This window comes from Microbispora sp. CL1-1 (assembly GCF_012034195.1).
In the GTDB taxonomy this organism is placed as follows: Bacteria; Actinomycetota; Actinomycetes; order Streptosporangiales; family Streptosporangiaceae; genus Microbispora.
Genome location: NZ_JAATEK010000032.1, coordinates 40165 through 59210 on the forward strand (window position 1 = coordinate 40165; position 19046 = coordinate 59210).

General features: G+C 70.8%; 20 protein-coding genes. 8 read left to right on the plus strand and 12 right to left on the minus strand.

The features are described 5' to 3' along the window. Positions 1 to 146: 146 nt before the first annotated feature. From HCK04_RS29375 to HCK04_RS29385, 3 genes are all read right to left on the minus strand, one after another. Entirely contained in the window at positions 147 to 1094 is a 948-nt protein-coding gene (locus HCK04_RS29375; protein WP_142650618.1) for an N-acetylmuramoyl-L-alanine amidase, read from the minus strand. 66 nt (positions 1095 to 1160) lie between these two features. Beyond that, positions 1161 to 1427, minus strand: coding sequence for a hypothetical protein (locus HCK04_RS29380; RefSeq protein ID WP_030508794.1), 267 nt, complete (start codon positions 1425 to 1427; stop codon positions 1161 to 1163). 115 nt (positions 1428 to 1542) lie between these two features. Beyond that, positions 1543 to 2646, minus strand: coding sequence for a LacI family DNA-binding transcriptional regulator (locus HCK04_RS29385; protein ID WP_142650619.1), 1104 nt, complete (start codon positions 2644 to 2646; stop codon positions 1543 to 1545). A 219-nt stretch (positions 2647 to 2865) separates the two neighbouring features. Between HCK04_RS29385 and HCK04_RS29390 the strand changes: the two genes are divergently transcribed. Further along, entirely contained in the window at positions 2866 to 3588 is a 723-nt protein-coding gene (locus tag HCK04_RS29390; RefSeq protein WP_260617446.1) for a TetR/AcrR family transcriptional regulator, read from the plus strand. A gap of 334 nt (positions 3589 to 3922) precedes the next feature. On the opposite strand, the gene bldC is transcribed toward HCK04_RS29390, so the two are convergent. Together bldC and HCK04_RS29400 are read right to left on the minus strand one after the other, a co-directional pair. Next, on the minus strand, positions 3923 to 4126 hold the full coding sequence (gene bldC, locus HCK04_RS29395) for a developmental transcriptional regulator BldC (protein WP_013133571.1): 204 nt from the start codon (positions 4124 to 4126) through the stop codon (positions 3923 to 3925). Positions 4127 to 4546: 420 nt separating this feature from the next. Beyond that, entirely contained in the window at positions 4547 to 5413 is an 867-nt protein-coding gene (locus tag HCK04_RS29400) for a hypothetical protein (RefSeq protein ID WP_142650620.1), read from the minus strand. A gap of 134 nt (positions 5414 to 5547) precedes the next feature. Between HCK04_RS29400 and HCK04_RS29405 the strand changes: the two genes are divergently transcribed. Together HCK04_RS29405 and HCK04_RS29410 are read left to right on the plus strand one after the other, a co-directional pair. Further along, positions 5548 to 6666, plus strand: coding sequence for a Glu/Leu/Phe/Val dehydrogenase (locus tag HCK04_RS29405; protein ID WP_260617447.1), 1119 nt, complete (start codon positions 5548 to 5550; stop codon positions 6664 to 6666). Between the two features lie 151 nt (positions 6667 to 6817). Next, entirely contained in the window at positions 6818 to 7048 is a 231-nt protein-coding gene (locus HCK04_RS29410; protein ID WP_079315184.1) for a DUF3073 domain-containing protein, read from the plus strand. 645 nt (positions 7049 to 7693) lie between these two features. Here HCK04_RS29410 and purM read toward each other — a convergent pair. Next, positions 7694 to 8722: a phosphoribosylformylglycinamidine cyclo-ligase gene (purM, locus tag HCK04_RS29415; RefSeq protein WP_142650622.1), complete on the minus strand. Its 1029-nt coding sequence runs from the start codon at positions 8720 to 8722 to the stop codon at positions 7694 to 7696. After that, positions 8719 to 10155 (minus strand): amidophosphoribosyltransferase, encoded by a 1437-nt coding sequence (purF, locus tag HCK04_RS29420; protein WP_142650623.1) that lies wholly within the window; start codon positions 10153 to 10155, stop codon positions 8719 to 8721. Before purF ends, purM begins: the two co-directional genes overlap by 4 nt. A 183-nt stretch (positions 10156 to 10338) precedes the next feature. On the opposite strand from purF, the gene HCK04_RS29425 reads away from it, so the two are divergent. Then, entirely contained in the window at positions 10339 to 10941 is a 603-nt protein-coding gene (locus HCK04_RS29425; protein ID WP_142650624.1) for a DUF4190 domain-containing protein, read from the plus strand. Between the two features lie 38 nt (positions 10942 to 10979). Here the strand turns inward: HCK04_RS29425 and HCK04_RS29430 are convergent, their stop codons facing one another. Beyond that, positions 10980 to 11420: a sterol carrier family protein gene (locus tag HCK04_RS29430; protein ID WP_142650625.1), complete on the minus strand. Its 441-nt coding sequence runs from the start codon at positions 11418 to 11420 to the stop codon at positions 10980 to 10982. Positions 11421 to 11552: 132 nt separating this feature from the next. Between HCK04_RS29430 and HCK04_RS29435 the strand changes: the two genes are divergently transcribed. Beyond that, positions 11553 to 11939 (plus strand): hypothetical protein, encoded by a 387-nt coding sequence (locus HCK04_RS29435; protein WP_142650626.1) that lies wholly within the window; start codon positions 11553 to 11555, stop codon positions 11937 to 11939. A gap of 41 nt (positions 11940 to 11980) precedes the next feature. Here the strand turns inward: HCK04_RS29435 and HCK04_RS29440 are convergent, their stop codons facing one another. After that, entirely contained in the window at positions 11981 to 13405 is a 1425-nt protein-coding gene (locus HCK04_RS29440) for an MFS transporter (RefSeq protein WP_142650627.1), read from the minus strand. 109 nt (positions 13406 to 13514) lie between these two features. On the opposite strand from HCK04_RS29440, the gene HCK04_RS29445 reads away from it, so the two are divergent. After that, positions 13515 to 14210, plus strand: a complete 696-nt coding sequence (locus HCK04_RS29445) for a TetR/AcrR family transcriptional regulator C-terminal domain-containing protein (RefSeq protein ID WP_142650628.1) — start codon at positions 13515 to 13517, stop codon at positions 14208 to 14210. Here HCK04_RS29445 and HCK04_RS29450 read toward each other — a convergent pair. After that, the gene (locus HCK04_RS29450; protein ID WP_142650629.1) at positions 14117 to 15568 is read right to left on the minus strand and encodes an MFS transporter; all 1452 of its coding nucleotides are present in this window, start codon (positions 15566 to 15568) and stop codon (positions 14117 to 14119) included. The genes HCK04_RS29445 and HCK04_RS29450 overlap by 94 nt on opposite strands. 258 nt (positions 15569 to 15826) lie before the next feature. On the opposite strand from HCK04_RS29450, the gene HCK04_RS29455 reads away from it, so the two are divergent. Together HCK04_RS29455 and HCK04_RS29460 are read left to right on the plus strand one after the other, a co-directional pair. After that, entirely contained in the window at positions 15827 to 16765 is a 939-nt protein-coding gene (locus tag HCK04_RS29455; protein WP_142650660.1) for a hypothetical protein, read from the plus strand. A 160-nt stretch (positions 16766 to 16925) separates the two neighbouring features. Beyond that, on the plus strand, positions 16926 to 17582 hold the full coding sequence (locus HCK04_RS29460; protein WP_142650630.1) for a class I SAM-dependent methyltransferase: 657 nt from the start codon (positions 16926 to 16928) through the stop codon (positions 17580 to 17582). Positions 17583 to 17619: 37 nt separating this feature from the next. On the opposite strand, the gene HCK04_RS29465 is transcribed toward HCK04_RS29460, so the two are convergent. Both HCK04_RS29465 and HCK04_RS29470 read right to left on the minus strand, forming a co-directional pair. Then, positions 17620 to 17799 carry a helix-turn-helix domain-containing protein gene (locus tag HCK04_RS29465; RefSeq protein WP_142650631.1) on the minus strand — a complete coding sequence of 60 codons (180 nt, stop codon included), beginning with the start codon at positions 17797 to 17799 and terminating at the stop codon, positions 17620 to 17622. Positions 17800 to 17858: 59 nt separating this feature from the next. After that, entirely contained in the window at positions 17859 to 19028 is a 1170-nt protein-coding gene (locus tag HCK04_RS29470) for a helix-turn-helix domain-containing protein (RefSeq protein WP_168066363.1), read from the minus strand. Positions 19029 to 19046: the final 18 nt, after the last annotated feature.

Below are 19046 nucleotides of genomic sequence, written 5' to 3' on the forward strand. Positions count from 1 at the left end.
ACCCCGCCGACAGTCCCGCCACCCGGTCCACAGCCCGCCGGAGCCCGCCTGCAAGCCCGTCCCAGAGCGCGTCCAGAACCCGCTCAGAACCCGCTCAGAACCCGCTGAGAACCCGCTCAGAACCCGCTCGGAGCCGCCGGGACGCGTCAGCGGGTCGAGGTGAGGTAGTTCTCCAGGCCCTTCGCCAGCGCCCGCGCCATCTTCGCGCGGAACGCGGGGTTCTTGAACTTGGCGGCGTCCGTGGCGTTGCGCATGTTGCCGCACTCGATGAAGATCTTCGGCACCGTCGACAGGTTGAGCCCGCCGAGGTCGCTGCGATAGTTCAGCGCCTGCTTGCCGATGTAGTTCGAGTACGGCAGGCCGGTGCCGCTGTGGAAGGCGTTCCGCACGTCCACGCCGAGCCTTGCCGAGTCCTTCACGACCGGATCGACCGGGCCGCCGATCTTCTTCGGCATGATGACGTGGAACCCGCGGAGGTTCGCCCCCGCGCCGTCGCCGTGGATGGAGATCGCCGCGTCCGCCTTGGCCTTGTTGCCGATGGCGGCCCGCTGGTTGATGCAGGGACCCCACGGGGTGCTGCTCGTACGGGTGAGCTTGACCGTGGCCCCCTGGGCCCGCAGCAGCTTGGCCAGCCTGGTGGACACGTCCAGGGTGAAGGCCGCCTCGGTGTAGCCGTCGTTCGTCGAGGTGCCGGTCGTGTCGCAGGCCTTCTTCTGGTTGGCGATGTCGACCAGCTGGTTGATCTCCCTGGTGTGGCGGAAGTTGCCGCCGTTGTGGCCCGGGTCGATCACCACGACCTTGCCGGCCAGGGGCCGTGCCTCCACCTCGGAGGCGGCCGCCGTACGCGTGGCCGGGGCGGCCGTCCCGGCGGAGGCCGTGTCCGTCGCCTGGTCCTCGGCCGAGGCCGGCCGGCCGAGCTGGGACGAGGCGGTGGAGGCTGAGGTCCCCGTGCCGGAGACCTCAGCGCCGGAGACCTCAGCGCCGGAGACCTCAGCGCCGGAGACCTCAGCGCCGGAGACCTCAGCGCCGCCGCAGGCGACGGCTCCGACCCCGCACAGGGCCAGGGCTGCGGCGGCGAGTGGTCGTCTGATCACGGTCGAATCCCCTTCCCGGAGGTGTGGTCACCCCAACCTAACCGGGACGGAGTCGTGATCAGACCGTTATGCCGGAAACCTGGCCGCCCACGCCGGCTCGGGGACCTCCTGCCGATGCAGGAGAGCGGCCAGCTCACGGGCGTCCTCGGCGTCGAGGCCCAGCACCACGCGCGGCCGTCCCCAGGGGTGGTCGATCGAGTGGGCGACATAGCTCGCCACCGACTCGGCGACGTCCTCGCTGCCGAGCCCCCGGCTCTCCCTCCAGTGCGCCCAGGCCCGCTCCAGTTCGCCGGCGGCCCGTTGGGCGCAGGAGACCAACTCAGGATCACGCATGAATCCCCCCGATTATCCGGTCGCCGGCCTGCGGGCAGCCCTTCCGCGACCCGCCGGGGGCCGGCGCCACGGCTGAAGTCAACACCGGCCGCGAGGGGACACGTCGGTGATTGACCTAGCTTTGGCCACCGCTTGGAGCGGGCCCGGTGCTGCGCCGTACGACGAGCTGCGGGCTCACCTGCCGCAGCCGGGCGGTTTTGCCGGGCTCGGTTATGCGGTCGCTCAGCAGCGCCGCGGCCGAGCGGCCCATGGCCCGCCGGGGCTGGTCGACGCTGGTCAGCGAGATGTGGGTGACCGCCGCGAGGTGGGTGTTGTCGTATCCGACGACGGACACGTCCTCGGGCACCCGTAACCCCAGCTCGCTCGCCGCGGTCAGCACGCCCATGGCCACGATGTCGTTCGCCGCGAAGATCGCCGTCGGCCGGGGGTCGCGCTTGAGCAGCGCCAGCGCCGCGCGCCGGCCGCCCTCCTCGCTGAAGTCGCCGTGCTCGACCATGATGTACGGCGCCAGCGCGTGGCGGCGCATGGCGACGAGGTAGCCCTCGCAGCGGCAGCGGGCGGCCGACGACGGGGCGCCCTCGATGTGGGCGATGCGCTGGTGGCCCAGCTCCACGAGGTGGTCCACGGCGAAGCGGGCGCCGAGCTGGTCGTCGTCGACGACGATGTCCACGCCCTCGAGTTCGACGTCGCGCTCGCCGACCACCACGGTGGGCGTGTAGGCCGACGCCTCGGCCAGCGTGTCGCTGGACGGCGCGACTCCGAGCAGGACCAGGCCGTCCACCCGCAGTTCGAGGAACGCCTCGACGGCCTCGTCCTCGAACGCCGGGTCCCAGCGGCCGCTGCCGATCAGCAGCCGCAGCCCGTCGCCGTGCAGGCTCTCCTGCAGGCCGTCGAGGAACTCCGCGTAGAAGGGGTTGTGCAGGTCGGCCACGAGCGCGCCCACCAGGTGGGTGCGCCCCTCGACCAGGCTGCGGGCGACCGCGTTCGGGCGGTAGCCGAGCTCCCGGGCGGCCTGGAGGACCGCCTCTCTGCGGTGCTCGCTCACGTGCGGGGAGCCCCGCAGCACGAGAGACACCAGCGACTTGGAGACTCCTGCCCGCTCGGCCACGTTGCGGATCGTCGGGCGGGGCCGAGGGCTGAACCCATCGGACAGTCCGCCGGTGGGGATCGTGACCCCGACGTCTTTCCGGGCAGTGGTCTGCATGGACGGTCCTGACATGGTTCTCCCCACGATGCGTGGACGTGCACCTGACACACCAAACGATCGAGTTGCCCTGAGGGTACGGGTTGATCGCGGTTAGACAGGAACCTTCCTCTAGATCGGGCGTTGGGAAGGTTAGCGTTACCACGCGTGGGCGCGCAGAGCCGGGAGGGGGCCGAAGGCGCCCCGGAATTCGGCCACGCCTCTCTCAGGTGGGGATTCGCTAGGGTGCGAGGTGTGAGTGCCACACGCCAAGCGGAAGACGGGGCACGGCCGGCGCGACGCAGGCTCAGTGTGGACCGGCGGCGTGAGGAGCTCATCGCCGCCGCGCTGGAGCTCTTCAGCAGACACGACGCCGAGGACGTCTCGATCGACGACGTGGCGGCCTCCGCGGGCGCGTCGAGGGCGCTCGTCTATCACTACTTCGGCGGCAAGCAGGAGCTCTACGTGGCGGCCCTGCGGAGCGCGGCGGCCGAACTGCAGGCACGGTTGCAGGCGCAGGGCGAGGGCGGGCCGCTGGAACAGCTCGGTGCGGGCCTGACGCGTTACTTCGACTTCGTCGAGGAGCACGCGGCCGGCTTCGCCGCGTTGCTCAGGGGAGGCCCGGCGAACCGCACCGGGGAGATCGGCGAGATCGTCGACGGGGTACGGCAGCGCATGCTGCGCATGATCGTCCATCAGATGGGGGTCGACGCGCCCGGTCCGGTGTTGCGCGTCACGCTGAGATCGTGGGTCGCCTCGGTGGAGACGGCCGGCCTCGACTGGCTGGAGCACCGCGACATGGCGCGGGCCGAGCTGGAGCGCCTCCTGGTCGACCAGATGGTCGCGCTCCTGCGGGCGGCGAGCGGGCGGGATCCGGGGGTGCGGGTGCTTCTGGAGACCCTGCTGCCCACGTACGCGGCTTCCGAGCACGCGTCACCTGAAAGCGTGGCGTTCGGCGACCGAGCACCCGGCATCTGAGAGCTCGGCGTCCGAGAACGCGTCATGCGAAAACGTGCCATGTGACAACGCGTCACCTGCGAACGCGCCGTCCAAGGACCTGGCTCCTGAGAGCCGGGCACCTGGGAGCCCGGCTTCCGCGAACCGCGAGGCCGTTCCCTGAACCCTCACCGCGTTCAACGGGGGGAACCGCCGGGGGTGAACGGAGATCGTACGCGCGGGGAGGCGCCGGGCGGGCGGCGCCGACCCCAGATCCCCTCCCATGACCGGTGGGCGGTCATGGGAGTGTGGTGGACGCGCTCACATCCCCGACGCGAGCGCGCCGTCGTTCCCCCCGTGGCGTGACGGCCACGTCCTACTCGGACCGCTGCTGCGGAATCCCCGCGAGCAGTGCCCGGACCTCGGTCTCCCGGTAACGCCGGTGACCGCCGAGGGTGCGGATGGACGTCAACTTGCCCGCCTTCGCCCACCGGGTGACGGTCTTGGGGTCGACACGGAACATCGTGGCGACCTCCGCCGGGGTGAGCAGTGGCTCGGCCTCGGGTGTACGAGCTGACATTTGTGCGGCCTCTCCTCCGTGTGGACCGCCGGCAGCGATCCTGCGACTTGTCTGGCGCAAGTGCCCCTTCCGTCAAGCCCTGCCCGGTCGCGTCGGCCGGAGCGGCGTTGTCCGCCTCGACGCCGCTGCGCTCGGGGAAATCCTGTCGGTCGCGGCACTGTCACGGATGTCCGTCAATGATCCAAAAACGTGCGGTTTCTAGGACCATTTACGGCATCACCCGATGTGACCATACAGCCACGTAGTGCGATTGGCGAGCCCTCTGGGCACAACGTCTCGACCACGGGTTGATGTCACGCTCGGTGATTCTAGCGACACGTTTCGTGGTATCGCAGTGAAAACGGCAAACTACTCAGTTCGTAGATGTGAGATCGACGCAGCCATGACCTGAATTGGCAGGTCAGGGGATGTTCATGACCGTCAGTTTGCCGACTCCAGGGCGCGAATCGACCTCCAGCGGAGAATCACGCGCTGATACATCGCGAAGGCAAGTTCCTCCTGACCGTTGTCCAAACCCGCGAGGGCGGTCGCCACCTCGGCGACGGACTGGTCGCCCTGGAGAGTGCGGTCGTCCATCAGGTGGACGAGGCCGCCGTAGTCGAGCTCCACCAGCGAGTGGGGGTGGAACTCCTCCAGCCAGCGGCCCACCTCCTCGACCTCGGTGAGGGCCGCCACCTGCCCGACGTGCCTGCGGATCACCACCAGTGCCCGGGCCACCCGGCGCCGGGCCTGCGCCATCGAGGTGACGTACAGCATGTTCCTGGGCGGCGCGGCGGTGGTCTGCGCGCCGGCCTCGGCCGGCTGCTCCGAGCCCAGCACGAGCCAGCGCTCGGCCGAGTCGAACGGCACGAACCACGCGATCGGCACATGCCAGGTGCTCGTACGGATGTGGGTGCGCAGGGACTGCTCTCCCCGCTTGAACCGGTCGAAGTCGTCGGCGGTCTGCTCCGCGATGGCCTGCGGCACGAACCGGGAGGCCAGCTTGACCGGGACGCTCCCGCGGAACGACGCGAACGCCAGCCACGACCGCAGCCTGCTCTGCCATGGGCAGACGTACAGCGTCTCCTCCACCCGGCGCAGGTAGGCGTTGGGGCTTTCCCGCTCCGGCGCCGGCAGCGGCGGGACCGACAGCAGCCGGCGGACCGCCTCGCCGTGTTCGACCTCGAGCGCGCCCGCCCGGCGCGGCCGGTCGCGCGAGTCCGCGTACCGGGCCCACCGAGCCTGATCTTGCGGGGTGAAAGCGGTCAGCGGCTCGTACACACGGAGATAGGCGGCGTAGGGGAGCACACCAGAATCGTGCCACGTCGCGGGACACCTGTGCAGCACCGTCCCGGGTTTTCATGATCGTTTTATGGGGTCGTCCGATAAGCTGGAGGCCGATCGCCGCAACGAGGCGGCGTACACGATCAGGAGTCACCACCGTGACCGACGTTTTCGGGCTGTCCCACAAGGATTCCAGCTCCGGCGGCGACACGAACCCCGCCCAGCCGGTGCGACACGAACAGGTCGTCTTCTGCTCCGACGAGCGTAGCGGCCTGTACGCCATCATCGCGATCTACAGCACCGCCCTCGGACCGGGGCTCGGCGGCACCCGGTTCTATCCCTACCCGAGCGAGCAGGCCGCGCTCGCCGACGTGCTCAACCTCTCCCGGGCCATGGCGTACAAGAACGCGCTGGCCGGTCTGGACCTCGGCGGCGCCAAGGCCGTCATCATCGGCGACCCCTCGGCCGACAAGAGCGAGGCTCTCCTGCGGGCCTACGGCAGGTTCGTCCAGTCGCTCGGCGGGCGCTACTACACCGCCTGCGACGTGGGCACCTACAGCGAGGACATGGACGTGGTGGCGCGCGAGTGCTCCTACGTCACCGGCCGCACGCAGGAGCACGGCGGCGCCGGAGACTCCTCCATCCTCACCGCCTTCGGCGTGTTCCAGGGGATGCGGGCCGCCGCCGACCACGTGTACGGCGCCTCCTCCCTGCGCGGCAGGCGGGTCGGGATCGAGGGGGTCGGCAAGGTCGGCCACCGCCTGGTCGAGCACCTGCTCCAGGACGGCGCCGAGGTCGTGATCTGCGACGTGAACGAGCGGGCCGTCGAACAGGTGCGGCAGCGCCACCCCGAGGTCGAGGTCGTGCCCGACGCCGCCACCCTCGTGGCGTCCGACATCGACGTGTACGCGCCCTGCGCCCTCGGTGGCGCGCTGGACGACGAGACCGTCCCCCGGCTCAAGGCGAAGATCGTCTGTGGCGGGGCCAACAACCAGCTCGCCCACCCCGGCGTCGAGAAGCAGCTCGCCGAGCGGGGCATTCTGTACGCCCCGGACTACGTCGTGAACTCCGGCGGGGTCATCCAGGTGGCCGACGAGATCGAGGGCTTCGACATGGACCGCGCCCGCGCCCGGGCGGCGAAGATCTTCGACACGACCTTGAAGATCTTCCACTCGGCCGAGGAAGAAGGCGTCCCTCCCGCCGTCGCAGCGGATAGGCTGGCAGAGCGGAGAATGTCAGAAATCGGTCGGCTAAGGGGTATTTGGCTCCGGCGCTGACCGCCGCCGCTCGTACGACGTACCGAGCGGCGCACAAACCAGGTACGGTAATAGGCGAACGAGAGACTGACGCCTGAAGTCAGGTGGCGTCGGTGCGCGGTGCGTTAGTGACGAGGGGTCGGGCACGGCCCCGCATGAGGGGGTCGAGCCAATGGGGCGCGGCCGAGCCAAGGCCAAGCAGGTCAAGGTCGCCCGTCAGCTGAAGTACAACAGCGGCGGGACGGATCTTGAGCGCCTGCGCGCGGAGCTCGGAGTCGTGGACGCCGACGATTCCGGCCACAGTGACGAGCATGACCCTTACGACGAGTTGGCTGATCGCTACGCCGATTACGCGGCCGTCGACGACGACGACGGCGATGACGACCGCCGTGGGCGGCGTTGACCCGGTTCTGATCGCCAGGTGAGTGACCCGGCGGGGGACGTTCCCGCCGGGTTCTCTCAATGTCCGCGAGTCGCTCTCCCGTCCGCCCCTCGCCTCGGGGGTGCGGGGACGGGCGCGGAGGGAGCGCCGGTCGGCCGCACCATTGTGGATGGCCGTAATCAGGGACCGTTGCGGACGGCCGCATAAGTGCCCGGACCCGGTCACCGCCGGTCGGTGTGTCATGGGCGTGTTCCCTCATCGCCGGCTCGGCCGGATCGCGGGCTGCGGTCTCCCGGAAACCGGTTGGTCCCCGTGGTGGCGGGCCGTTGTGGCCGCCGCCACATCGTGCTGCCCGGACACGCCCGGCGGCGGACCCTGTTCGATCGGCTCCGCTGCGGCGGCTGTGGCGGCGTCGTCCCGGAAGTGACGGATCTCACGTCGATGACGGACGCCCGCCGGCCGTAGGCGCGGGCCGGGCGGACCGCCGCGACGCGGGCCGCCCGTTCGACGGCGCTCCCAACGGCGCTCCCAGGGGGTCGGCCGCGGCTGTCACGTCGGCGAGCCGTCACACTACGACACCTTCCGGTGCCCGTTCGGCCGGCCGCGGCCGTCCCGTCACCGCGCCGGCGAGAACGCCCTACCGGCCGGCGTTCGTCCGGCCCGGCCTTACTGGCGGAAACGGGCCCGTCCCTCGCCCTCGACGACCTCGCCCAGCACCCAGGCGGGCAGGCCGCGACCGTTGAGCAGCGCGAGCGCCTTGTCGGCCTCCGCCGCCGGGACGATCGCGCACATTCCCACGCCGAGGTTGAACGTCTTGTCCATCTCCTCCTGGGGCACGCCGCCGTGTCCGCCCAGCACCTCGAAGATCGCGGGCGGGGTCCAGGAGCCCCGGTCGAGCAGGGCGTCCACCGTGCCGGGCAGTGACCTGGCCAGGTTGGCGGCCAGCCCGCCGCCGGTGATGTGCGCCAGCGCGTGCACCTCGGTCTCCCGGATGAGCGCCAGGCAGTCGAGCGAATAGATGCGGGTGGGCTCCAGCAGCTCCTCGCCGAGCGTACGGCCCAGCTCGGGCAGCTCCTGCTCCAGGCGCAGCCCGGCGGTCTTGATCACATGCCTGACCAGCGAGTAGCCGTTGGAGTGGACCCCGCTGGAGGCCAGCCCGAGCACCACGTCGCCCGGCACGACCCGGTCGGGGCCGAGCATCTCGTCGGCCTCGACTACCCCGGTGCCCGCGCCCGCGAGGTCGTACTCGTCGGGGCCCATCGCGCCGGGGTGCTCGGCGGTCTCCCCGCCGACCAGCGCGCAGCCCGCGAGCCGGCATCCCTCGGCCACGCCGCCGACGATGTCGGCGATCCGCTCGGGCACGACCTTGCCGCACGCGATGTAGTCGGTCATGAACAGCGGCTCGGCCCCGCAGACGACGAGGTCGTCCACGACCATGCCGACGAGGTCGATGCCGATCGTGTCGTGCTTGCCGAGCTGCTGGGCCAGCATGACCTTGGTGCCCACACCGTCGGTGGACGTGGCCAGCAGCGGCCTGCGGTAGCGCAGGAACGCCGAGGCGTCGAAGAGCCCGGCGAAGCCGCTGGCGTCGTCGACGACCTCCGGGCGCCGGGAGCGCGCCACCCGCGACTTCATCAGCTCGACCGCGCGGTCACCGGCCTCGATGTCGACGCCGGCGTCGGCGTAGCTGGTCATCGCTGAGCCTCCAGCACGAACTTGCCCACCCTGTCGTCCTCGATCGGAATGGGGTACTCGCCGGTGAAACACGCGCGGCAGAGCCGTTCGGCCGGCAGCGTGGTCGCCCGGGTGAGCCCCTCCAGGGAGATGTACCCGAGGGAGTCGGCGCCGAGCGAGGACCGGATCTCCTCGACCGACAGCGACCCGGCGATCAGTTCCGCCCGGGTAGCGAAGTCGATGCCGTAGAAGCACGGCCAGGCGACCGGGGGCGAGGAGATCCGCACGTGGACCTCGGTGGCCCCGGCCTCGCGCAGCATCTTCACGATGGCCCGCTGGGTGTTGCCGCGGACGATGGAGTCGTCCACGACCACCAGGCGCTTGCCCTCGATGACCTCGCGCAGCGGGTTGAGCTTCAGGCGGATGCCGAGCTGGCGGATGGTCTGCGACGGCTGGATGAACGTCCGGCCGACGTAGGAGTTCTTCACCAGGCCCTGGCCGTACGGGATGCCGCTCTCCTCGGCGTAGCCGATGGCGGCGGGCGTGCCGGACTCGGGCGTCGGGATCACGAGGTCGGCTTCCACCGGGTGCTCGCGGGCCAGCACACGGCCGACCTCGACCCGGGTGGACTGCACGCCGCGCCCGGCGATCGTGGTGTCGGGGCGGGCGAGGTAGACGTACTCGAACAGGCAGCCCTTGGGCTCGGCGGGCGCGAAGCGCTGCGTGCGGACCCCGCGCTCGTCGATGGTCAGCAGCTCGCCGGGCTCGATCTCGCGGATGAACGACGCGCCGACGATGTCGAGCGCGGCGGTCTCGGACGCGACCACCCAGCCGCGCTCCAGCCGGCCCAGCACGAGCGGGCGGATGCCCTGCGGGTCGCGGGCGGCGAACAGCGTCGTCTCGTTCATCCAGACGAGCGAGTAGGCGCCCTTGACCTCCGGAAGCAGCTCGGCCGCCACGTCCTCGACCGGGCGCGAGGAGTCCTGCGCCAGGAGGGCGGTGAGCACCTCGGTGTCGGTCGTCGCCCGGATGGAGCCGGGTGCGAGCCCTTCCGCGAGGTGGGCGGTGTTGATCAGATTGCCGTTGTGGACGAGCGCCAGCCCCTTGCCGTCACTGGAGTTCAGCGTCGGCTGCGCGTTCTCCCAGACACTCGATCCGGTGGTGGAGTAACGGCAGTGGCCGATCGCCAGATGCCCCCGCAGGGTGCCGAGGATCGACTCGTCGAAGACCTGGGCCACCAGGCCCATGTCCTTGTAGACGAGAATGCGGTTGCCCTCGCTTACCGCGATGCCCGCGGACTCCTGTCCGCGGTGCTGTAAGGCGTAGAGCCCGTAGTAGGTGAGTTTGGAGACGTCCTCCCCGGGCGCCCATACACCGAAGACGCCACAGGCGTCCTTCGGAGCGCGGTCCTGGGGGTCGAGGTCATGGCCCAGCCGGCCGTCGCCCTTCAACACGTACTTGAGTCTATTTGGGCGTTGGCGCTGCTCAAACCCGGGCATGCCCTTCAGCCGCCGGAAGCATCACCCGCCCTTTGCCGTGTCACCCCTGCTCACACGCGGATTTCGGGGCAGCCTGGGCTTCCGGGCAGGCCCTGAGAATCGGATTTCGGGCCCGGAACCGGCAGGGGAGGGATGATCGTGGCGACACCCGACGACCCCGGGGGGCCGCGGGAGCCGTACGGCCCGGGGGCTCCGGAGGAGCGGGAGCCGTCGGCCGGGATGCCGGAAGAGCCCGCCGGCCCGCCGTACGGGGGACCGCCCTATGGCCGTCCTCCCTACGAAGGGCCGTCTTACGGGCAGCCGCCGTACGGTCAGCCTCCGTATGGTGAACCTCCGTATGGGCAGCCGCCGTACGGGGGGCCGCTGCCGCCGCCTCCGGGGCCCGGCGGACGCCCCGGCGGCCCGTGGGGGCCGCAACCGGGCGGCGGGCTCGGGACGGCCGCGCTGGTGCTCGGGATCTGCTCGATCGTCCTGTTGCTGGTCTGCGGGATCGGCACGCTCGTGGCGATCGTCGGGATCGTCATCGGCATCGTGGCGATCGCCAAAGACTCCAACCGGGGCAGAGCGATCGGAGGGCTGGTGCTGAGCACGCTGACCCTGCTGCTCGCCCTGATCATCAGTGTGGCGCTCTACAACTGGTTCACGACCAAGCACGTCGGCGAGTGCTTCGACCGCCGGCTCTATCCCACCCAGGAGGACGCGCAGCGCTGCGTGCAGGACCGGCTCTCCGGGATCCAGTGACCCGTGTTCCCAGAGAGCCCGGTCACCAGAGAGCCCGGTCACCAGAGCGGGAGCAGCGCGGACAGGTCGGCCCGTGCGCCGCTGGCCGCGATCTTCCCCGCGGCGGTGGCGTCGGCCCACGACAACCGGCCCATGGCCAGTTCGAGCCAGGTGCGGGGGTCGGTCTCGATGACGTTGGGCGGGGTGCCCCGGGTGTGCCGGGGCCCCTCCACGCACTGCACCGCCGCGTGCGGGGGCACCCGCACCTCCACCGACCGTCCCGGCGCCCGCGCGGCCAGCTCTTCGAGCAGGTGCCGTACGGCGGCGCGGGCGGCGGCCCGCAGCGGCGTGAGCCCGGCCTCGTAGGCGTCGAGCACGGCCAGCACGCACGCGTTGCCGGCCATGCTCTCGGGGCCGTCGAACGGCGGCCTGCCCAGATCGGCGAGCTGGGCGTCGAGCGCTTCCCTGATCTTCCCTGGGTCGATTCTGCGTGCCGGCACCGGCCCATTGTCCCGGATCCCGCCCGATGTCGCGCGAAATGGTCGCCCGTCTCCGTACATGAGAGGGGTGTACGCACCAGATCCGGCCCGAGCCTGATCGGCGGAAAGGTCCTCACCACGCCTTCCTACGCCGTGACCAAGGACTCCCACGGCGTCGTGCTGGTCACGATCCGCGACTTCCGTGACGTCGCGGGGCTGCGGAAGCAGCTACGCGACCTCGGGGTCCCCGCCGTCGTCGACTACGTGCCCGCGGGCAAGCGGTGCCGGGGGCCGCGCGGCAGCAATGTGGAGAACATCCCCCGGGGCCTCTACACCACGCCGATGAACATCCCGGGGGAGAAGGAGGGCTGGCAGATGCGGATCGACACCCGGCTGTTCGAGCCCGGCCAGACGATCGTCTGGACCGTCACCGCAATGCCCGATGGGGGAAGCAGCACCAGCACGATCCTCATGAACGACCCGGTGACGCCGTGCGTGCTCGTGCCCGGCGAAACCCGCGATAACGTGATCAAGGAGTAGGACATCCCCGTACGGCTCGGCGCGGAGCCGTACGGGGGGACTCATGCGACGGGCTCGGCGACGGCGGGTTCGCTGGGCTCGGCGGAGGCGGAGGCGGCCCGGGTGCGGCGCAGGGAGTAGACGCTGACCGGGACGCCGACCAGCACGATCGCGGCCGCGATCACCAGCGTGAACCGGTAGGCCTCAAGGAAGGCGTGCAGTGGAGCGCCGCCGACCGCGCTCTGCCTGGCGCTCAGGATCGCGCCCAGGATCGTGATGCCGAGCAGGCCGAAGACCTCGCGGGAGACGTTGAGCACGCCCGAGGCCACGCCCGCCCGCGCGGGGGGCATCGCGTTCAGCACGACGTTGGTCAGCGGGACGAGCAGGCCGGCGCCCGCGCCGTACAGGAGGAACCAGGGGAGCAGGTCGAGGTAGTGGGAGCCCTCGCCCGCGCTCGACAGCCCGCCGATGGCCACCGCCATCAGGCCGAGGCCGGCGGCGACCGTGCCCGCGCTGCCGAAGCGCTCGGCGATCCGCGGTGAGACGCTCGCGATCACCGCCATGAGCAGCGCCATGGGCACGAAGCCCGCGCCCGCCTCCGTCGGGGAGAACCCGAGGGCGCTCTGGAGATAGAGCGCGGTGAAGAAGTAGATGCCGAAGACGCCGAACGACCACAGGCCCATCGACAGCAGGCCGCCGCTGAAGACCCGCTCACGGAACAACGTGAGGTCGATCATCGGCTGCGCCGTACGGGACTCGACGACCAGGAACGCGACGGCGGCCACCGCGAAGGCCGCGAACGCGCCGAGGATCGGCGCCGAGGTCCACCCACGCGACTCGCCCTCGATGAGCGCGTAGGTGAGGGCGAACAGCGCCACGGCGGAGGTGGCCAGGCCCGGCAGGTCGAGAGAGGAGCGCCCGGCCGCGGCCCGCTCGACCCTGATCGAACGCAGGCCGATCACGGCCGCGATCACGCCGATCGGCAGGTTGATCAGGAAGATCCAGCCCCAGTCGGCGTTCTCGCTGAGGAACCCGCCGGTGAGCGGGCCGATCGCGAGGGCCAGGGCGCCGACCGCGCTCCAGATGCCGACGGCCGTCGCCCGCTCGCGCGCGTCGGGGAAGATCCGCGGCAGCAGGGCCAGCGTCGACGGGGTCAGCAGTGCCGCGCCGAGCCCCTGCACCGCGCGCGCCGCGATCAGCGTCTCCTGGCTCCCGGCGAGGCCCGCCGCCACCGACGCGAGCGTGAAGACCGCCAGGCCGCCGAAGAACGCCGTACGGGGGCCGAAGACATCCGCCAGACGTCCCCCGGCGAGCAGCAGGCCGGCGAACACCAGGATGTACGCGCTCACGATCCACTCAAGGCCGGAGATCGTCAGCGCCAGGTCGCGCTGGATCGTCGGCAGAGCCACGTTGACCACGTTGTTGTCCAGGTAGGTCATGAACGTCGCGAGCGACACCGCGACCAGCGCCCACCATCGTCCGGACATGCGTCCTCCTCATGTACGAGGTACATGTACGGCGTACATGTACGGTGCATAGGAGACCTTGTACGGCGTATAGTTGTCAAGTGCCGATGAGGTAGGGAGGCTGCGGGCCATGGCGCACGCGGAGCGGCTGAGCCGCCTGAGTCTGATCGAGAAGGCCCTTGAGCTGGCCGACGCCGAGAGCCTGGAGTCGGTCACGGTGCGGCGGCTCGCCCAGGAGCTCGGGGTGACGCCGATGGCGCTCTACTGGCACGTCAAGAACAAGGACCAGTTGTTCGTCTGCCTCGCCGACCATCTGCTCGCCCAGGTCACTCCCGAGTTCGACCCGGCCGCGCCGTGGAACGAACGGCTGCGGGTGATGGTGGAGGCGCTGATCCGGGTGATGCGGCAGCACCGCTACATGCCGGGGCTGTTCGCGATGGTCGAGAAGCAGGATGTGTCGAACTTCAACCGCGCGACCGACACCGCGCTCGACCTGCTCTCCCAGGCGGGCTTCACGCTGAGCGAGGGCTACGCCATCTCCACCTACCTGCTGCACGGTGCCATGGCTCTGGTCGACAACGAGCCCGGCTGCCCCGGAGCGGCCAGCGCGATGGAGGCGGCCGAGCTGCGCAGGCAGAAGCGGCTGACCCTGGAACGGCTCCCCGCCGACGAGTTCCCCCGGATCGTCGAATACGCCAGGGAGATGGAGGCCGAGCCCGACCTCGACGCCTACTACGCCTTCGGCCTCGACCTCCTGATGTCCGGAGTCGAGGCGATGGCCGCGAAGAGGACGCCCAGCAGCGCGACGCAGAACAACACGAGATAGGTCGTGCGGAACCCCGTCATGAGCTGCCGCAGCGCGACCGGGGACACCTGCGACAGGGTCCCCGCGTAGACCTGGTCGCGCAGCGCCGGCGCGACGGACGCGGTCAGCACGCTCAGCGTCGTCGCCACGCTGAGCACGATGCCGACGTTCATGACCATCATGCGGAAGCCGTTCACCACCCCGCGGCTCTCCTCCGGCAGTGCGCTCATGACCTGCGTCGTGTTGCCGGTCAGGAAGGCGCCGCTGCCGCATCCGCACACGAAGAGCCCGATCCCGATCACCCAGTACGGCGTGGCCGGGCCGGCCGAGACCGTGAGCACGAGCAGCCCCGAGGCCGTGAGCACGCACCCGCCCACCGACAGCGCGTACGGGCTCACCCGGCGGCCCAGCGCGCCCGCGAGGGGAGAGGCGAGGGTCATGCCGACGGGCACCGGCAGCACGCCCAATCCGGCGGCCAGTGCGTCGGAGCCGCGCGCGGCCTGGAAGTAGAGGCCCGCGAGCAGGATCAGCGACGAGCGCGCGAGCGCGTTGGCGAACGACGCCAGATTGGCGAACAGCAGCATGCGCCCGCCGAAGAGCGTGAGGTTCAGCACCGGGTTGCGCGCCCTGCGCTCCACGGCGAACAGCGCGGGGACGAGCGCGGCGGCGGCCACGCCGGGCAGCGGCTCGCCCTGGCTGATGGCGATCAGCACGGCCGACAACGCGGCGAACACGACCAGGTTCCCCAGCGCGTCCACGGACTGCCGGGGGCCGGCCGGGACCTTCCGCAGCACCGTCGCGCCCCACACGAGCGCGACCACGCCCGCCGGGACGTTGATCCAGAAGATCCATCGCCAGCCGAGCGTGTCGGCGATCAGGCCGCCGAGGGTCGGCCCGGCGAGCTGGGCCACCGAGAGCGTGGCCATGTAGACGCCCATCCCCTGGCTGAGCCGATCGGGCGGGAAGGCGGCGGTGACGATCACCGTGCCGTTGGCGAGGATCATGGCCGCGCCGAGCCCCTGAAGCGCCCGCAGGGCGATGAGCACACCGACGTCCGGCGCGATCCCGGCCAGCAGCGACGCCCCCGTGAACAGGGCGAACCCGACGAGGTAGACCTCTCGCCTGCCGAGCAGGTCGGCGACGCGGCCGAAGAACACCAGCGTCGCGGTGCTGATCAGCAGGTGCGCGAGCAGGATCCAGCTCGACGCCAGCGGCCCGGCGTCGAAGTGCCGTACGACCGAGGGGAGCGCGACGTTCAGCGTGCTGGAGCTGAGCCCGATGAGGACGAGGCCGAGGCCGGTGACGGAGCAGACCCTCCAGGCGTACCGGAGGGCCTTCGCATGCTCGGGGGAGCCGGGTTCCAGGGGGGTGTCGGCCATGCCGTCGATTGTGGCGTGCGCCGTACGTCTGGATCTTCCTGGGGTGATCACCGCGGCCCCGAGGCGGTTTGGAACGTTCTTGACCGCCCGGGCTTACGGATAGCGGAGATGCGCATACGTGATGTTTCGCAGGACAACCTCCATATCCCTCGGCGCGTGATTAACGTACGCAACTTCTGTATTCCGCGCACCTTCGTGCGCCTCAGAAAGGGAAGTCCCGTGGCTATCAAGTTGCCGGGCGGACGCACCATCGGCCTGATGACGGCTGGTGCTCTGGCTGGATCGGTCCTGGTTCTGGGTGGCGCTGCCACCGCTTCGTCGGCGAGCGACGCGCCGCTGTACGCGTGTGTGAACAAGAGCACGCGGTATATGCGGCTGGTGAACGCCACGACGAAATGTAAGCCGACCGAGACGAAGGTGTCGTGGAACAGGACCGGTCCACAGGGTCCGGTGGGGATCGGCGGCACCGGTCCGCAGGGCCCCAAGGGCGACACCGGTGCTCAGGGCCCCCGCGGCTTCCGCGGTCCCCAGGGTCTGCGCGGCCCGGCCGGTCCGCAGGGTCCCAAGGGCGACACCGGCGCCCCGGGCAAGGACGGCGCCCCCGGCAAGGACGGCAAGGACGGCGAGCGCGGTCCCGTCGGTCCGCAGGGCGAGCGTGGTCCGGCCGGTCCGCAGGGCCCCAAGGGCGAGAAGGGCGACCGCGGTCCCGCCGGTCCCGCCGGTCCGCAGGGGCCCAAGGGTGACAAGGGCGACCGCGGTCTCCAGGGGGAGCGCGGTCCCGCGGGCCCGGCGGGTCCCAAGGGTGACACCGGTCCGCAGGGGCCGAAGGGCGAGAAGGGCCTCAAGGGCGACGCCGGCGAGGACGGCAAGAGCGCCTGCGACATCTGGAAGGGCCACGCCTGCACCTCCAAGGACGAGGCCGACTTCCTCAAGTGGCTCAAGAGCCAGGGTGGCAGCGGCGGCGGCGCGCCCACCCTGAGCACCCGGACGTCGAGCCAGAACATCTCCGGAAACAGCGGCACCGCCTCCTGCGCGAACGACGAGAGGGTCACCGGAGGCGGCTTCAAGGTCAGCTCCAGCAGGACCGTCACGGGCAGCTACATGAGCGGCAACGGCTGGACCGTCGAGCTGACCGGCAACGGCGGTGGGAGCGGCAGCAACGGCATCGTCTACGCCGTCTGCGCGAAGATCTCGTAAGTGCGCCGAAGCGCGCCGGTGGGGTCCGTGGGGGCTTCGCCGGACGCGCCGCACCTGCTTGCCGTACGCGACGAGGCGTTGGCGTACGGCACTGCGAAGGCCCTTCCGGAGGGGTTACCGGAAGGGCCTTCGTCGGTTTTGGGCACTAGGGTGCTCGGTCATGACCGAGCCCTCCTATCTGCGGGTCGCCCGGGCGGCCTACGACACCGTCGCCGCCGACTACGCCGATCGCCTTCGCCACCGGCTGGACGACGAACCGTTCGAGCGCGCGATGCTCGCCGCGTACGCCGAGATCGTGCGGGCGTCGGGCGTTCCGGGGCCGGTGGCCGACGTCGGCTGCGGGCCGGGCCGGATCACGGCGCACCTGCACGCGCTCGGCCTGGAGGACGTCTTCGGTGTCGACCTGTCGCCGGGCATGATCGAGGTGGCCCGGCGCGACCATCCGGGCTTGCGGTTCCAGGAGGGGACACTGGCGGCCCTCGACATCGCCGACGAGACTCTCGGCGGCGTCGTCGCGTGGTATTCGATCATCCACACCCCGCCGGAGGGACAGCCCGCGGCGCTGGCCGAGTTTCACCGGGTGCTGGCCCCGGGCGGGCATCTGCTGCTCGCCTTCCAGGCCGGCGACGAGCCCTTCCACGCGACGGAGGTCTACGGTCACCAGGTCGCGCTCGACTTCCACCGCCTGTCGCCGGACCGCGCGGCGACCATGCTGGCCGAGGCGGGGCTGCCGGTGGTCGCACAGTTGGAGAGCGCACGCCGCGAGTTCGAGCGAACCCCCCAGGCATACCTCATCGCCCGCAAACCGCCCCGGTGACGAGACCAAAGAGCCCGCCAACCGAGGCCGGGAAGTCTCAGGCGACCTTCACCGAGTGATCTCCGAAGTCGGCCACCACGTCGAGCCTTCCGCCCAGAGCCACTACATAGGAACGAAGCGTGTCAAGCCCCCCAATCTGACCATGCTCGATCTGGGAGACTCGTGCCTGGCTCACGCCCATCCGTTCCGCCATTGCATAGATCGAGAAACCAGGCATGCACCTCGGCGTGCAGGGTAATCTCCCAGGTCATGCAGGCAATATAAGACATCCTTATATCACTGGCTGGTGATTTCGGTTTCCAGGGGGAGGGGGGACGGGCGGTAGCGGCCGGAGAGGCGGGCGAGCTTGAGGCTGAGATGCAGGCTCAGCCGCTCCTCGCCGTCCCGGAGGTCGGTCTCCGCGAGTTCCTCGACGCGGCGGAGGCGGTAGTAGAGCGACGTACGGTGCAGGCGGAGCCGGCGGGAGACGGCCTGGGCGTTGCCGGCGAGGTCGAGGTAGATCTCCAGGGTCTCCAGCAGCGGCCGGTGCTGGGCCTCGCCCAGCATCTTGGCCACCCCCGGATGGAGGTTGCCGTGCGGCACTCCGGACAGCATGCGGTAGACGCCGAGGCGGTCCCACTCCGCGGAGCGGCCGAACTCCGGCACGTTCGCGACGACCTCGACGGCGTGCAGCGCCTCCTCGTACGAGCCGGCCGCGAGGGAGAGCGAGGGCCGCGGCGAGCCGACCCCGACCAGGACCGGCGTGCCGAGGGCCGCGTGCATCTCCTCGGGAAAGGCCGTGGTGCCCGCGGTGAGCAGCACGGCGTGGTCGAAGCGCACCAGGTGCAGGGGATGGTGCCTGGCCAGGCGCCGCCGCAGGACCAGCAGCCCGCGCTCCAGCGTCAGCCGCAGGGTCTCGTCGGTCCCGCCGCATGCGGGCCGGGCGACCGCCACGGTCACGGGCGCGTTGTGTGGGAACGCGCCCGCCTCGATCAGGGGCCTGTCGGCGTCGGGCTCGCGGAGCAGCAGGCCGGTGACGGCCTCCAGCTCGCGACGCGAGGCGAGCTCGGTGACCAGGCTCTCGTGGAACAGGGTGAGGGCGAGGGCGGGCGCGGCCTCCGCCGCGATCGTGATCTCCGGCTCTGTCATGGCCGGGGCCGTGTCGATGAACCAGAGGAAGCCGAGCGGCAGGCCGTCGTGCCGTACGGGGACGCAGACCCGGGGCAGCAGCCCCAGCTCCGGGGCGCCGGGCGTGCGCAGCGGCCTGGTCGCCTCGTGGATGCCCGCGGCGCGGAGGAAGGCGCGCACGTCGGGGGTGGTGTGGCGGCGGAGGATCGAATGGCGGCGGACGTCGTCCATCGGCCCGTCCTGCTCGCTGTACGCGACGACGCGCTGGCGGCCGTCCTCGAGCAGCAGGGGTCTTCCGAGGCGAAGCGCGAGGTCGTCCACGATTCGCTGCAGATCCACCACTCGGCCTCCACCTGG